Raw genomic sequence first — 14313 nt, 5'->3', positions numbered from 1 at the left:
CCGCACCGCGATGATGCCCACGCGGCGGCGCACCCGAGCCCAAAACCGCGCCCGCTACATCGCCGACCAACGCCGGCAAAACCACCAGACGCACCGGGCCCGATCCCAAGCCCGCGAACTAGCCCCGTCCGGCCCCGCACCACCCGAAGGCGGCGACGAGCCGGCGCCGTTTTAGTCGGTTGGCACACAGCACGTCCCTGAGTCAACTCGGAGGGTTTTGACCTGCGCGGATGCCTGCCGGTAAGCTGCACCGTTGGCGTGCGGTACGCCGGGGCTCGGGTCAATGTCGGTCGCCGAGACCGCCCCCAACCGTTGACGCCTGACCGGCACCCGGCTCACCCCGGGATCCAACCCGAGAGGAAATGAGGTAGGCGCTGTGCCCACATACACGCCGAAGGCGGGTGACACCACTCATGCGTGGTACGTCATCGACGCCACGGACGTGGTGCTCGGCCGCCTTGCCGTCGCGGCAGCCACCCTGCTGCGCGGCAAGCACAAGCCGACGTTCACGCCGAATGTCGACGGCGGCGATTTCGTGATCATCGTCAACGCCGACAAGGTCGCCATCAGCGGCGACAAACTGCAGAACAAGCTGGCCTACCGCCACTCGGGTTATCCGGGCGGTCTGCACAAGCGCACGATCGGTGACCTGATGCAACGTCACCCCGACCGGGTCGTCGAAAAGGCGATCGTCGGCATGCTCCCCAAGAACAAGCTCGGCCGTCAGATCAAGCGCAAGCTGCGCGTCTACGCCGGGCCGGAGCACCCGCACACCGCCCAGCAGCCGGTTCCGTTCGAGATCAAGCAGGGGACCCAGTGACAGAAACGACTGAGACGGCAGAGACCACGGCAGAGGCGCCCACGACCGAGGCCACCCAAGACCCGCCCGCCGAGAGTTCCACCGCGGCCACGCCGGGCAAGCGTTCGGACTCATTCGTGATCGAGCGTCCGATCCAGACCGTCGGGCGGCGCAAGGAGGCCATTGTGCGGGTGCGGCTGGTGCCCGGCAGCGGCAAGTTCGACCTCGACGGCCGCAGCCTGGAGGACTACTTCCCCAACAAGGTGCATCAGCAGCTGATCAAGGCGCCGTTGGTCATCGTCGACCGGGTGGAAAGCTTCGACATCTACGCCCACCTGGGCGGTGGTGGTCCCTCGGGTCAGGCCGGTGCACTGCGCCTGGCCATCGCGCGGGCGTTGATCCTGGTCACGCCCGAGGACCGGCCCGCGCTGAAGAAGGCCGGCTTCCTGACCCGTGACCCGCGGGCCACCGAGCGCAAAAAGTACGGTCTGAAGAAGGCCCGCAAGGCACCGCAGTACAGCAAGCGCTGATCGACGATCACTTTCAGGTGGCGAGCGGGCATCGTTGTACGCATTTTGCGGCGTGTCGGCGGACAAACACGCACGCTCGCGGCAAATAGGAGAGATGCGCATGGGTCGACTGTTCGGCACCGACGGTGTCCGCGGGGTCGCCAACCGTGAGTTGACCGCCGAACTCGCGTTGGCTCTGGGCGCCGCGGCGGCTCGGCAGCTGGCCGGCCTTCGGGGCGCCCGAAGGCGTGTCGCGGTGGTCGGCCGCGATCCGCGGGCCAGCGGCGAGATGCTGGAAGCCGCCGTGATCGCCGGGCTGACCAGCGAAGGTGTCGACGCGCTGCGGGTCGGTGTGCTGCCGACCCCGGCGGTGGCCCACCTGACCGGCGCCTACGACGCCGACTTCGGGGTGATGATCTCGGCATCGCACAACCCGATGCCCGACAACGGCATCAAAATCTTCGGGCCGGGCGGACGCAAACTCGACGACGCGATCGAGGACCGGATCGAGGAACTGGTCGCGACCGGGCCGGGACTGTGCCCGGTCGGAGCGGCAATCGGGCGGGTCGTCGACGCCGAGGACGCGCTGGAGCGCTACCTTCGCCAGGTCAGCAAGGCCGCCGTGGTCCGGCTCGACGGGCTGACCGTCGTCGTCGACTGTGCCCACGGTGCGGCGTCGGTGGCGGCACCGCGCGCATACCGTGCGGCGGGCGCCCGGGTGATCGCGATCAACGCCGAACCCAACGGGCTCAACATCAACGACGGCTGCGGGTCGACGCACCTCGATTCGCTGCGCTCGGCGGTCCTCGCGCACGGCGCCGACCTGGGTCTGGCGCATGACGGCGATGCCGACCGGTGCCTGGCGGTCGATGCCACCGGCCGGATCGTCGACGGCGACCACATCATGGTGGTGCTCGCGTTGGCGATGCAGGAAACCGGCGAACTGGCCGCCAACACCCTGGTCACCACGGTGATGAGCAACCTCGGGCTGCACCTGGCGATGCGCGCGGCCGGGGTGGCCGTCCGCACCACCGGGGTCGGCGACCGCTATGTCCTGGAAGAGCTGCGGGCCGGTGACTACAGCCTCGGCGGCGAGCAGTCCGGGCATATCGTGCTGCCCGCGCTGGCCACCACGGGCGACGGGATCCTCACCGGCCTGCGGCTGATGTCGCGGATGGTGCAGACCGATTCCCCGCTGGCGGAGCTGGCCTCGGCGATGCGTACGTTGCCGCAGGTGCTGATCAACGTCGAGGTCGCCGACAAGGCCGCCGCCGCCGCGGCGCCCGCCGTAGCGGCCGCGGTCCGGCAGGCCGAAGCCGAGCTCGGCGACACCGGCCGAATCCTGTTGCGCCCCTCCGGAACCGAGCAGCTGATCCGGGTCATGGTGGAAGCAACCGATGAAGGCGTCGCCCGTCGGCTCGCCACCGGCATCGCCGAATCGGTGCGCGCCTCGCACTGACGACCCGGAACCGGGGCACGGCGCGATCCGTCCAAACCGGTATGGGACAAGCAGACGCCACCTGGATCGACGTTGCGGCGGTACGCGCGGTCGCGAACCGGTTCGACACCGGCGCGGAGGCCATCGACCGCGGGGCGCACACGCAGTTGGGCAGGCTGGCGTTCGACGGGGCCACCGCCGGGCAGGCGCACGTTGCGCGCGGAGAGGCGCTGCGCTCCGCGCTGGACCGGCTGGCCGGTGAGCTGGTTCAGTGGGCGCGTGCGGCCGCGGAGATCGCGACGGCGCTACGGGCCGGCGCGGAGCGATACGCCGAGGCGGATTTGCGCGGCGCGGTCCGGCTCGGCTGACTTGTGGTGGGCCGGTTAGACGTCGCGGCGCGGCTCGCCGAGGGCCGACCCGCCGTCGAGCACACCCAGACGTATGTCGCCGCGTGCCAGGTTATCGGCTACCAGCATCCCGACCTCACCGCACGCGGCTCGCAGGTGCGTGACTGGTATGAGACCGAAGCCGGCCTCGACCTCCGCGCGCTCGACGACGACTGCGCTGCGCTGTGGGCCGCGGTCGCCGCGACCGAGGAGGCACTGGCCACGCAGCGGGCGCAACTTGTCGAGCTCGCAGCGGCCTGGCGGGGACCGGGGGCCGACTCCGCGATGCGGTTTCTGCAGCGGCACTGCGACGCGGCGGCCGCGGCGGCAACCCGGGTCCGTGCGGCGGCCGAGGGGTGCGCAGCGCTGCGGGACAACCTGTGGCAACTGGTCGACGGAAAAGTCGCGACGGCCATCGCCGTTGACGACCGCCGACTGGCCGAGCGCCCGGGGTGGCTGGCCGCGGCGCACACCGTGACCACCGGGGTGGGGGACCGATCAATCGCCGAGGAGATCGTTCGTCGGCAGGTAAACCCATACGTGGACAACGATATTCGCACCGACTGGCTAGTCGCCATGCGCTCGACCGTGGCGTCGGTGGACGCGTCCTTCGATGCGGTCACCGACGGGCTGGCGGCTTTGCCGGAGGGGTGTTTCGAGATGGCCGGCGATCTCGGGCCGAGTGCGCCGGTGGGTGCCGCGCCGGTGGTTTCACCGCCCGCCGACGCCATCCCCACCATGCCCGCGGCGGCACCGCCGCCGCCGCCGACGTCGGTCCCGGCCACCGATCCGGCCGCTCCGGTGGAGGACGTCACCGATATGCCCGACGGCATGGGCGATCTCGGCGGCGCCGGCGGTCTCGGCGGTCTGGCCGGCAACATCGGCGGCGTGGTCGGCAGGATCATCGACGGCATCGGCGGTCTGCTGGGATCACTGACCGAAGGACTTGCCGATCCGTTGTCCGACGATGCTGCGCTCGAGGATCCGCTCGATGCCGAAGAGGAGGCGGACGAAGCCGCCGACCCTGCCGACCCCGACGACAACGATACCGTGGCACCAGACCAAACCCCCACGGCGACAACCGATGTCGTCGACAACCCCACGGCACCGGAGGACACCGCGGAGCCAGCCGAGGAACTGCCGGCGGCACCGCTCGGAGAATCACCCCCGCAGGCGCCGCCGGAGCCCACGGATGAGCAGGCGACCCCGTGTGAGATCGCTGCCGACGAGTTGCCGCAGGCCGGCCAATGACCGACCTCCCGGCGCGACTGGCCGACGTGCTGGCGCAGCATGACGCGACACTGCGCGGCGTCGGCCGGCCCGAATCAGTGCGAAACGGCCGCAATCACCGGGTGCTGTTGCCGGCCGACCGGCAAGTTGGCGCCACCCCGCCGAGAATCGGTCAGCCGGACAGCAGCGGGCGAAGCTCCTCCACGTAACGCACCGATTCGCCTTGATCGGCGCTCAGCGGTGTCGCCAACAGCGTCGTCACACCGGCGTCGGCGAAGGCCGCCACCCGCTCGGCGACGAATCCCCGCGGACCGATCAGCGAGATCTGGCGCACCAGCTCGTCGGGCACGGCGGCGATAGCCTCGGTTTTCCGACCGGACAGGTACAGCTCCTGGATCCGGTTGGCCACCTCGCCGAAGCCGTAGCGGGTGGCCAGGTTGTGATAGAAGTTGCGGTTCTTGGCGCCCATGCCCCCGATGTAGAGGGCCAGTTGCGGTTTGACCCAGGCCAGCCGATCCTCGACGTCATCGCCGATCGCCAGCGATGCGCCCACCATCACATCCAACGGACCCAGCGCCGGGTCCCGTTTGGCACGACCGGAAGCCAACGCCTCTCCCCAGACCGACTGCGCCTTCTCCGGATAGAAGAACACCGGCTGCCAGCCCTCGGCGATCTCGGCGGTCAGCTCGACATTCTTGGGCCCCAACGCAGCGACCGATATCGGAATACGTTCGCGCACAGGGTGGTTGATGATGTGCAGTGCCTTGCCCAACCCGGTTCCCTGGTCTGCCGGCAGCGGAATCTGATAGTGCTTGCCGTTGTGGGTGACTCGTTCCCGCCGCCAGACCTGCCGGCAGATCTCAACCACCTCGCGGGTGCGGCCCAGCGGGGCGTCGAACGGCACACCATGAAAGCCCTCGATGACTTGTGGCCCCGACGTGCCGATGCCCAGCCGGAACCGGCCGCCGGACACGAAGTCCAGACCGGCCGCGGTCATCGCCAGCAGTGCCGGAGTGCGGGTGTAAATCGGAAAGATCCCGGAGGCCAATTCGACGGTGGAGGTCTTGGCGGCCAGATATCCCAGTTGGCTGACCGCGTCGAACGAATACGCCTCAGCCACCACCGCGACGTCGACGCCGACCTTCTCCAGTTCGACAACGCGGTCGGCGGCTTCGCGAAAGCCGCCCGAGTAATCAAGGACAACGCCGATTCGCATCGTGACTTTATAACACCCAACCGGTTGGTTCAGCCCTGCTCAACCTTTTAGTAGCGCGACGATCTTTTCTTCCGGGGTGACCCGGGTCGGGTCATGCTCGGGGGCGTCGGTCGTGGGTAGGTGCACCTCGGGATCGGCGAACTCGCGATAGGTCTTGTCGCGGCCGAGCGTAGCGAGCAGGTACCCGGTCAGCAGCGCGCGAACCGCCTTTTGCGTCTTGCGGTGCGCACCGGCCAGTCCGAAGACCTTCGTTAGCCGCCGGCCCTCGGCCAGCCCGCCGGGTTGGGCTTTGCTGACCACCCGCAACGTCGTCGCGTCCCACGCCGCCGAAAGCCCAATAGCGTTGGAACGCAGTGCTTTAGCGTCTCCCGGTGCACTGAACACCACACCGGGGACCGCCAGCGTCTTGGCTGGCTGCTCGGCCGATGGCGTGGTGACCGACGGGAAAATCGCCGCCACCGCTTTGGGTTTGTCCGGCATCCCGGCCGCCGCGAACACCGCTGCCGAGCCGCCGAAGCCGTGGCCGACCAGCCCGAGTTTGGTGGGATGCACGCTGATCTTGCCCGGCCCCAGGCGGACGCCGGCGGCGACGTCAAGCGCGGTGCCGAGATCGAAGGCCAGGTTGAGCACCGACGGCGCCAGTCCCCGCTCGGTGTCGGGCGCCGCGGCCACGATGCCCCAGGACGCCAGGTGCTCCAACAGATTCGAGTAGCGCTCGACGCCGGTGAGCCAGTCGTGGCCGAAGGCCACAGCGGGCAGGTTCAATCCGGCTTCGGGCGTGTAGACGACGCCGGGCAGGCCGGCAAAGGCCAACTCACCGCGCAGAACGCGATGCGGGCCACGCCGGGTCAGTGCGACGACAAGTTTGCGGGTGCGGGCCACCCGTTGACGGTAGCGCACCGCGGCGGATCGGCTATCGCAGTCATGACCCCGACGGTGGATCTCTGGGTTCATACTCACAACATGCGGTTGAGACGAAGGCGGCTGCCCATGGGGTTTGGCCTGGCACGCGATCGCGAACTCGAGCAGTTCTTCGAGCTGTCCTCGGACCTGTTGGTGATTGCCGGGCAGCGCGGCCTAATTCACGTCAACCCTGCCTTCATGCGCACCATTGAATCTTCACCGGCGGTGTCGACGATACCGATCGGTTTCGTTGCGCGCGAAGACCGACAAGCTGTGCGGGCAGGCATCGAAAAGCTTGCCGACGGTCATGGGCCGGTGCGTTTCGAAAGCCGAACCCTTTGCCGCGACGGCGTCCAGCGATGGTTCGAATGGATCGTGGTGCCGCACCAGGGGTTTTTCTACGCCTTCGGTCGTGATGTCAGCGAACGGCGTGATGAGCAGGAGCAGTTGCGCCATCTGGCGACGCAGCAGGCCGCATTGCGGCGAGTCGCGACGCTGGTCGCGCGCGGGGTCACGCCGCAGGAGGTGTTCGCCGCGGTGGCCGAGGAGATGGGCCGCTGCCTGAACGTCGATAACGCCGAGGTGTTCCGGTATGAAGACGACGGCGCGGCGATCCTTGTCCTCGGCTGCTACCCCGACGCGGGACCCGATGGCTTGCACATCGGTGAGCGTCTGACGCTGGAGGGCGCCAACGTTCCCGGAGCAGTATTCCGCTGCGCGTGCCCGTCGCGAATGGACAACCTGGACAACGCCGCCGGCTCACTGGCCGCACGGATGCGTGAGCTGGGCATGCATTCACGCGTGGGCGCACCGATCATCGTGGACGAACGTGTTTGGGGCCTGGCCCTGGTCGGCTCGTCACGACCGGAGCCACTGCCCGCGGACACCGAGCAGCGCATCGCCGAATTCGCTGATCTGGTCGCCACCGCGATCGCCGCGGCCACCGCCCGCGCCGAACTCGTGGCTTCCCGAGCCCGAATCGTCGCGGCCGCCGATGACGCACGGCGCCGCATCGAACGCGACCTGCACGATGGTGCTCAGCAACGGCTGGTCTCGCTGGGCCTGCGGCTGCGGATGGCAGAGGAATTGGTGCCGGCCGAGTTGACCGACGTCAAAACCGAGCTGTCCGAGGCGGTCGCGGGTTTGAACGAAGTCTTCACCGAGCTGCAGCAACTGTCCCGTGGAATCCATCCGGGCATCCTCGCCAAGGGCGGACTTCGTCCGGCGTTCCAGAACCTCGCCCGCCGATCCGCCATACCGGTCAACCTCGACGTGGTTATCGATCGACGCTTGCCACCACCCGCCGAGGTCGCCGCCTACTACGTGCTGGCCGAAGCGCTGACGAACGCCGACAAACACGCTCAAGCATCCGAAGTCAACGTCGCCGCCCACGTCGACGACACGAACCTGCACTTGTCGATTGGCGACGACGGAATCGGGGGCGCCTACAGCGGCAACGGGTCCGGCCTCACCGGACTGAAAGACCGCGTCGAGGCCCTCAGCGGACACTTCAGAATCGAATCCCCGCCGGGAAAAGGAACGTGGTTGCACGTCACCATCCCCGTGAACGGGTCGTAGCGGGGGCGGTGCGGACCACACCTACAGTGCGTACAGCTCTGGCAGATTGACGACGATGGCCTCCTGAGTGCTACGAGCGATCACCACCACGGCCGTCTCGTCGACGTTCGGATTTTCTTCCCGATGAGGTAGATACGGCGGTATGAAGATGTAGTCCCCAGGACTGGTTGCGATGCGGACTTCGTGTTCGCCGTCGTGGAAGACGAAGTCGGGGTGGCCGCTGCGGACGAATATCGCCGTTTCGGATTCGCCGTGGTGATGGTTGGCCGATACCGTCTGCGGCCGAACGTGTGTTTCGCCCATCCAGATTTTCTCCGAGCCCACTGCGCGGCCGCTGATCGCGGCGAAACGCCGCATGCCCTCGGTTTGGGCCGTATCGGCATCAATTTCCGACGACTTGACGTGGTGGACTCGCTGGTGAATCGCCGGTTCGCCTGACGGCAAGTCGGGATGAAACCCGTCGTCGGGCACTGGTTGCTCCTTTCGCGGCGCCGTCTTCCTGCTAGCAGGTAGACCAATATTGCAGTTCGCCTGAGGCGGTGATGGCCGCCAGCCTAGACGACATTCCCCGGCTCGGGAGCAAACCTTAATGGTGCAACGAAGCAACCGACCACCGCCGGAACATGGAAGGGACGCAATCGAAATGGACCTCGAGCGGATCACCCGCCGGATGCGCCTGGCCGAAGGATCGCACCAGCCGGGGAAGGGCAAAGGCTGCGCCATGAACGCCATCAGCTACCTCAACGGCGACCCCGAAATCACCGACTTCCCGGTCTGCTCGGCCCGCCCGCTGGCCGCCTTCGTCCAGTGGTCCAACGACCTGCTGGCCGGCCCGGACGGCTACCTGTCGCCCGAAGACAGCGTCGTGGCGCTCGAGCTGGCCTGGCAGACGATGGGAACTGCCGATGTTCCCGACACCGTGGTCCATGCCTGGGTGGCCGAACTGCTGACCGACCCCACCTGGGGCGTTCTTCGCTACGTCGAGCACGCTGCTGCCAAGGCTATTTCCGACATCGCCGAGCTACACCGCAAGGCCGCGTCGGGCGACATTGTGCCCATCGCCGCATGGGACGCCGCCGACCGAGCCGCCCATGCCGCCGCCCGCGAGATCAACTCGACGCTCGACGCGGCGGCGCTCTACGCCCTGCGCGCCGCCTACGAATCGGCGGCGCCGTTAGGTGCCGACTATTGGACGACCCTCGATGCGATAGCCGGTAATGCCCTGCGCGCCCACGCGCGCGTCACCGACGACCCGGCCGGGCGCGGGGCCGGCCGGGCCGTGGACTTTGCCCGCCATGCGATCCGCGCATGGCGGTATCTGGCCGGGCTGGACGGCCCGCAGGCCATCAACCACACCTCGATTGAGAACGCCCTGCAGCGTGTCTGGATGTCGGCGTAAACCACGTTTCACGCGGCTTCCCACGCAGGCAGGTGCCGTTGGTGCAAGATGGTGTCGCAAATCTTCGCACGCAAACCTTAGAGGACTCGCGCTGAAGTCGAACACCGCCCAGGCCGGCCCGCCCGACGATGGTGGGACGACGCCTGCCCCGCTGCGCGCGGTGGTGGCCGACGACGAAACGCTGTTACGTGAGGGTCTGACGAGCTTGCTCGACCGCTCCGGTTTCACGGTGGTCGGTCAGGCCGGCACCGGCGTCGAGCTGGTCGCGCTGGTGCGAGACCACCGGCCCGATGTGGTGATCACGGATATCCGGATGCCGCCGACGCATACCACCGAGGGTCTCGACGCTGCTCGAGTGATCCGCGCGGAGCTGCCGGACACCGGGATTCTGGTGCTGTCGGCTCATGTCGATGTCGAGCACGCGATGGAGTTGTTGGCCAGCGGCGGCGGCATCGGATATCTGCTCAAGAGCCGGGTCACCGATATCGGCGATTTCGTCGACAGCCTGCGGCGGATCGCGAAGGGCGCCTCGGTAGTGGATCCCGAGCTGGTGGCCGAACTGGTGTCGGTGCGCCGTCGTGACGATCCGCTGGCGGTGCTTTCCCCGCGCGAACTCGAGGTTCTGGAATTGATGGCCGAGGGCCGTTCGAATGCCGGTATCGCCCGGCGGCTATGGGTGACCGAGGGCACCGTCGAAAAGCACGTCCGCAGCATCCTCACCAAACTGGATCTGCCGGAAACCGACGACGACCACCGCCGGGTACGGGCGGTCATCACGTTCTTGGAGTCCCGGTGACCGGCCGGCTAGGCCGGACGGCCGAGGACCTCCCGAATGGCGCCAGCGGACAGGATGGCCTTGGGCAGGAAAGCGACCGCCGGGCTTGCCGCGATCAATTCGGCCAAGTCCTGCTCGGCATGGGTGGAGATCAATATCACGGGCGCCGTGGGACTGATCCGGTTTAGCTGCTCGACAAGCTCGAACCCGCTTTCGGCGCCGAGCTCGATATCGACCAGCGTGACGTCGGGCCGCACTGCTTGTAGGCATTGCAGCGCCTCGGAGGAGGATCCCGCCACGCCGACCACGCTGATGTTTTGCTGCTCGAGTAACCGTGCCGCGGCGTCGACAAAGTCGCGGTTGTCATCGATGATGACGCACTGCAGCCGCTCGCCCACCACTCCAGTGTCCTGCAGGCGGATAGTGCCCGCATACCTGCTAGCTGGAAATTAACCGGCGGGCGTGAGCCGCAGTACCCGGATCGTCCGGATACCGTCGGTCCGCTCCGCGTAGTTGACATAACCGTGGTAGGCCTCGCCGGCGAGCGCGAACAGCCGGTCGTGCTCGGCGCCCGTCACCTCGCGCGCCACAAATAGCCCGCCGTGCTCGCCGATGCGCAGTTCACATTCCGGATGCGCAACCAGGTTGTGATACCAACTCGGATGCCGCGTGCCGCCGTAGTTGGAAGCTATGAGGATCACGTCGTCGCCGTCGGTGAAGTATCCGAGTGGTGTCTCGCGCCGTTGGCCGCTGCGCGCGCCGGTCGAGGTAAGCATGACGATCGGCGTCGCACCGAACGCAAGGTTGACGTGCCCGCGCGTCGCCCGCATGATCGGCCCGTCAAGCGGGGCGACGAGCGTGCGGTGTATTGCCGCGCCGGGCTTGGTGGCCACCAGCGCCAACACTGCGCGCTTCCACGCCGCACGGCGCGTGTGTGGGTCGACCCGAGGAATTCCGCTGACGCTATCGTCCGACATGCCGCGACTGTACTAGCTACAGCGACTGATCAGGACGTTTAGCACCCGTCGGGCCCTGCACTACCCTGAGTGGCTATGTGCGGAATCGTCGGCTACGTCGGGCGGCGGCCTGCTTGCGACGTCGTGGTCGACGCGCTGCGCCGGATGGAATACCGCGGCTACGACTCGGCCGGCATCGCGCTGCTCGACGACAGCGGCAAACTCACCGTGCGCCGGCGCGCCGGCCGGTTGGCCAACCTGGAGCAGGCGCTCGAGGCCACCGATCCCGCGGCGCTGACCGGCAACACCGGCCTCGGCCACACCCGATGGGCGACCCATGGCCGTCCCACCGACCGCAACGCCCATCCGCACCGCGACGCCGCCGGCAAAATCGTCGTCGTCCACAACGGCATCATCGAGAACTTCGCGGCGCTGCGACACGAGCTGGAAGCCACCGGGGTGGAGTTTTCCAGCGACACCGACACCGAGGTCGCGGTGCACCTGGTGTCGCAGGCTTATCACCACGGCGAGGATGCCGGCGACTTCGTGGCCTCGGTGCTGGCCGTGCTGCGCCGGCTGGAAGGCCACTTCACGCTGGTCTTCGCCAATGCTGACGAGCCGGGCACCATCGTCGCCGCCCGCCGCTCGACGCCGCTGGTGGTCGGGGTCGGCGAGGGGGAGATGTTCGTCGGCTCCGACGTGGCCGCTTTCATCCCGCACACCCGCGAGGCCGTCGAGCTGGGCCAGGACCAGGCCGTGGTGATCACCGCCGACGGCTACCGGATCACCGACTTCGACGGCAATGACGGCGCCACGAGTGCCCGGGCTTTTCATATCGACTGGGACCAGGACGCCGCCGAGAAGGGCGGCTACGAGTACTTCATGCTCAAGGAGATCGCCGAGCAGCCCGCTGCGGTAGCCGACACGCTGCTCGGGCATTTCGTCGACGGCCGCATCGTGCTCGACGAACAGCGGCTCTCCGACCAGGAACTGCGCGAAATCGACAAGGTGTTCGTGGTCGCCTGCGGCACCGCCTATCACTCCGGGCTGCTGGCCAAGTACGCGATCGAACACTGGACCCGGCTGCCGGTGGAAGTCGAGCTCGCCAGCGAATTCCGTTACCGGGACCCGGTGTTAGACCGCAGCACGCTGGTGGTGGCGATCAGCCAGTCCGGGGAGACCGCCGACACCCTGGAGGCGGTTCGCCACGCCAAGGAGCAGAAGGCCAAGGTGCTGGCGATCTGCAACACCAACGGGAGCCAGATCCCGCGGGAATCTGACGCGGTGCTCTACACCCGCGCCGGACCGGAGATCGGCGTGGCGTCGACGAAGACGTTCCTGGCCCAGATCGCCGCCAACTATCTGGTCGGGCTGGCGCTGGCGCAGGCCCGCGGCACCAAATACCCCGATGAGGTCGAACACGACTACCACGAACTGGAATCCATGCCCGATCTGGTGGCCCGGGTGCTGGCCGGCATCAAGCCGGTCGCCGATTTGGCCTACCGGTTCGCCCAATCCTCGACGATCCTGTTCCTGGGTCGCCATGTCGGTTACCCGGTCGCGCTGGAAGGCGCGCTGAAACTCAAAGAGCTCGCCTATATGCACGCCGAGGGCTTCGCGGCCGGCGAGCTCAAGCACGGCCCGATCGCGCTGATCGAAGATGATCTGCCGGTCATCGTGGTGATGCCCTCGCCGAAGAACGCTTCGACGCTGCACGCCAAGTTGCTGTCGAACATCCGCGAGATCCAGACCCGCGGCGCGATCACCATCGTGATCGCCGAGGAGGGCGACGACACGGTGCGCCCCTACGCCGATCATCTGATCGAAATTCCAGCCGTCTCAACACTTTTGCAGCCGCTGCTGTCGACGATTCCGTTGCAGGTGTTCGCTGCGTCGGTCGCGCAGGCCCGTGGTTATGACGTCGACAAGCCGCGCAATCTCGCGAAGTCGGTCACCGTCGAGTAAGCCCGCGGGATTCAAAACAGCGTGCTGAGCAGTGTGCCGAGGTCGGTCAGGTCGATGGCCGGGGTCGACTGGATCAACTCCGACATGTTCGCCCACTCTTGCGTTGCCACACTGCCCAGCTCCGACGGGAAGTTCCCGTTGGCGGTCAGAATCGCGGTGGCCAGGTCGTCGCGGGCGTTGAGCAGCCCGGCGAGGATGCCGCTGTTCGGGTCGAACAGCGCGTCGTTGAGCAGCGAGTCGAGCTGCTGGGGGAACAACAGCGACAGGATGGTGTCGCCGACGGCCAAGTCGACGGGCAGGTTGATGTCACTGGCCGCCAAGGGCAAGTTGTTGAAAATCGCCTCGAGGCTGCCGACCGGGTTGGTGAACAGGTCGTGCGTGACGGTGTCCCAGTCCGGGGACAACGCCGGGGTCAACCTCAGCGCCAGCGGGGTGAACGGCTCGCTGCCGAACACCTCGTTGAAGGTGTCGGTGCCCATCACGCCCTGGAGCCCGTGGAGGATCAATTCCTGTGTCACCCAGTCGGGTTGGGCGTTTTCCCGAGACAGGTCCAGGGCATAGTCGTAGGAAAACACCCGCTGCGACATGTCGGCGGCATATTCAGCCGGGCTGACGGTGGGTGTGTCGGCGGGCAGATACTTGGCCACGTCGGCCACCGGCACTAGCTGGGTCGTCACGTCGTCGCCCGTCGGGTCCGTACCGTCGGGGAGGTTCTCGAACCGGGCGAATATCTCACCGCTGGTGACGCCGCTGCTGTCCAGCCAGTTCGCCACGCCCGGGTTGGTGGCGCTGATTACGTAGTAGGTGGAGCCGTCGGGTTCGTGGAACGCGGTGGTGTTGTTCAAGGTGGTCTGCGCCAAGGTGTAGGGCAGCGCCGCGCCGAAGACGTTCATCAGCTCGATCCCGCTATAGGCGGACGTCACGTCGGGCACGTGCACGATCAGCGCCTGGCCGGGCTCCAGGTCGAAATTCCCCGCGGAGACGTCTGCGCTGGGCAGGCCGGTGGCGAACAAACTCGTTTCCGGGACCAGCGAACTCATCGTGTTGTCCGGCTGCTCGATGCCCGCGATCTGGGCCAGACCCATATTTTCCTGGTTGAACGGTCCGACGATGTTGGCGAAGGCGGTGAACAGGGTGGTCAACAACGAGTCGACCGAGG

Annotated in this window: 14 protein-coding genes and 1 pseudogene; 9 read left to right on the top strand and 6 right to left on the bottom strand. The window is 67.4% G+C overall.

Annotated features, from left to right (window positions below; translation table 11 throughout):
- The first annotated feature begins 376 nt into the window (after positions 1-376).
- The 5 genes from rplM (at position 377) to ACRDTL_RS20395 (ending at position 4383) form a co-directional block, all read left to right on the top strand.
- Positions 377-820 carry a 50S ribosomal protein L13 gene (gene rplM, locus ACRDTL_RS20415; RefSeq protein WP_431508514.1) on the top strand — a complete coding sequence of 148 codons (444 nt, stop codon included), beginning with the start codon at positions 377-379 and terminating at the stop codon, positions 818-820.
- Entirely contained in the window at positions 817-1329 is a 513-nt protein-coding gene (rpsI, locus tag ACRDTL_RS20410) for a 30S ribosomal protein S9 (RefSeq protein WP_431508513.1), read from the top strand. The genes rplM and rpsI overlap by 4 nt, the downstream gene beginning before the upstream one ends.
- 100 nt (positions 1330-1429) lie before the next feature.
- Positions 1430-2767: a phosphoglucosamine mutase gene (gene glmM / locus ACRDTL_RS20405; protein ID WP_431508512.1), complete on the top strand. Its 1338-nt coding sequence runs from the start codon at positions 1430-1432 to the stop codon at positions 2765-2767.
- Between the two features lie 41 nt (positions 2768-2808).
- Positions 2809-3114 (top strand): type VII secretion target, encoded by a 306-nt coding sequence (locus ACRDTL_RS20400; RefSeq protein WP_431508511.1) that lies wholly within the window; start codon positions 2809-2811, stop codon positions 3112-3114.
- A gap of 3 nt (positions 3115-3117) precedes the next feature.
- Positions 3118-4383 carry a hypothetical protein gene (locus ACRDTL_RS20395; protein WP_431508510.1) on the top strand — a complete coding sequence of 422 codons (1266 nt, stop codon included), beginning with the start codon at positions 3118-3120 and terminating at the stop codon, positions 4381-4383.
- Between the two features lie 151 nt (positions 4384-4534).
- Here ACRDTL_RS20395 and ACRDTL_RS20390 read toward each other — a convergent pair whose 3' ends face one another.
- Together ACRDTL_RS20390 and ACRDTL_RS20385 are read right to left on the bottom strand one after the other, a co-directional pair.
- Complete coding sequence (locus ACRDTL_RS20390; RefSeq protein WP_431508509.1) at positions 4535-5578, bottom strand: LLM class F420-dependent oxidoreductase; 1044 nt, start codon at positions 5576-5578, stop codon at positions 4535-4537.
- A gap of 39 nt (positions 5579-5617) precedes the next feature.
- Positions 5618-6460, bottom strand: a complete 843-nt coding sequence (locus ACRDTL_RS20385) for a dienelactone hydrolase family protein (RefSeq protein WP_431508515.1) — start codon at positions 6458-6460, stop codon at positions 5618-5620.
- 108 nt (positions 6461-6568) lie between these two features.
- Between ACRDTL_RS20385 and ACRDTL_RS20380 the strand changes: the two genes are divergently transcribed.
- Positions 6569-8059 (top strand): ATP-binding protein, encoded by a 1491-nt coding sequence (locus ACRDTL_RS20380; protein WP_431508508.1) that lies wholly within the window; start codon positions 6569-6571, stop codon positions 8057-8059.
- A 21-nt stretch (positions 8060-8080) separates the two neighbouring features.
- On the opposite strand, the gene ACRDTL_RS20375 is transcribed toward ACRDTL_RS20380, so the two are convergent.
- On the bottom strand, positions 8081-8530 hold the full coding sequence (locus tag ACRDTL_RS20375; RefSeq protein ID WP_431508507.1) for a cupin domain-containing protein: 450 nt from the start codon (positions 8528-8530) through the stop codon (positions 8081-8083).
- 172 nt (positions 8531-8702) lie between these two features.
- Here ACRDTL_RS20375 and ACRDTL_RS20370 point away from each other — a divergent pair, with 172 nt between their 5' ends.
- Together ACRDTL_RS20370 and ACRDTL_RS20365 are read left to right on the top strand one after the other, a co-directional pair.
- On the top strand, positions 8703-9458 hold the full coding sequence (locus tag ACRDTL_RS20370) for a hypothetical protein (protein WP_431508506.1): 756 nt from the start codon (positions 8703-8705) through the stop codon (positions 9456-9458).
- 160 nt (positions 9459-9618) lie between these two features.
- The gene (locus tag ACRDTL_RS20365; RefSeq protein ID WP_431508505.1) at positions 9619-10254 is read left to right on the top strand and encodes a response regulator; all 636 of its coding nucleotides are present in this window, start codon (positions 9619-9621) and stop codon (positions 10252-10254) included.
- An 8-nt stretch (positions 10255-10262) separates the two neighbouring features.
- Here the strand turns inward: ACRDTL_RS20365 and ACRDTL_RS20360 are convergent, their stop codons facing one another.
- On the bottom strand, positions 10263-10631 hold the full coding sequence (locus ACRDTL_RS20360) for a response regulator (protein ID WP_431508504.1): 369 nt from the start codon (positions 10629-10631) through the stop codon (positions 10263-10265).
- Between the two features lie 51 nt (positions 10632-10682).
- Positions 10683-11210: a nitroreductase/quinone reductase family protein gene (locus ACRDTL_RS20355; protein WP_431508503.1), complete on the bottom strand. Its 528-nt coding sequence runs from the start codon at positions 11208-11210 to the stop codon at positions 10683-10685.
- A 75-nt stretch (positions 11211-11285) separates the two neighbouring features.
- On the opposite strand from ACRDTL_RS20355, the gene glmS reads away from it, so the two are divergent.
- On the top strand, positions 11286-13154 hold the full coding sequence (glmS, locus tag ACRDTL_RS20350; protein ID WP_431508502.1) for a glutamine--fructose-6-phosphate transaminase (isomerizing): 1869 nt from the start codon (positions 11286-11288) through the stop codon (positions 13152-13154).
- An 11-nt stretch (positions 13155-13165) separates the two neighbouring features.
- On the opposite strand, the pseudogene ACRDTL_RS20345 reads toward glmS, so the two are convergent.
- Positions 13166-14313: pseudogene (locus tag ACRDTL_RS20345) on the bottom strand (hypothetical protein); the annotation flags it as partial.

The sequence above is a fragment of the Mycobacterium sp. genome (assembly GCF_050700595.1).
Taxonomy (GTDB): Bacteria; Actinomycetota; Actinomycetes; order Mycobacteriales; family Mycobacteriaceae; genus Mycobacterium.
The sequence above is the reverse complement of the archived record's forward strand: the minus strand, read 5'-3'. Positions and strand labels throughout refer to the sequence as shown.

Bases quoted from the DNA above. Each gene is read 5' to 3' on its own strand.
- ACRDTL_RS20380 (WP_431508508.1), top strand. From the start codon at position 6,569: ATGGGGTTTGGCCTGGCACGCGATCGCGAACTCGAGCAGTTCTTCGAG.
- ACRDTL_RS20390 (WP_431508509.1), bottom strand. From the start codon at position 5,578: ATGCGAATCGGCGTTGTCCTTGATTACTCGGGCGGCTTTCGCGAAGCC.
- ACRDTL_RS20400 (WP_431508511.1), top strand. From the start codon at position 2,809: ATGGGACAAGCAGACGCCACCTGGATCGACGTTGCGGCGGTACGCGCG.
- glmM (WP_431508512.1), top strand. From the start codon at position 1,430: ATGGGTCGACTGTTCGGCACCGACGGTGTCCGCGGGGTCGCCAACCGT.
- ACRDTL_RS20355 (WP_431508503.1), bottom strand. From the start codon at position 11,210: ATGTCGGACGATAGCGTCAGCGGAATTCCTCGGGTCGACCCACACACG.
- glmS (WP_431508502.1), top strand. From the start codon at position 11,286: ATGTGCGGAATCGTCGGCTACGTCGGGCGGCGGCCTGCTTGCGACGTC.
- ACRDTL_RS20370 (WP_431508506.1), top strand. From the start codon at position 8,703: ATGGACCTCGAGCGGATCACCCGCCGGATGCGCCTGGCCGAAGGATCG.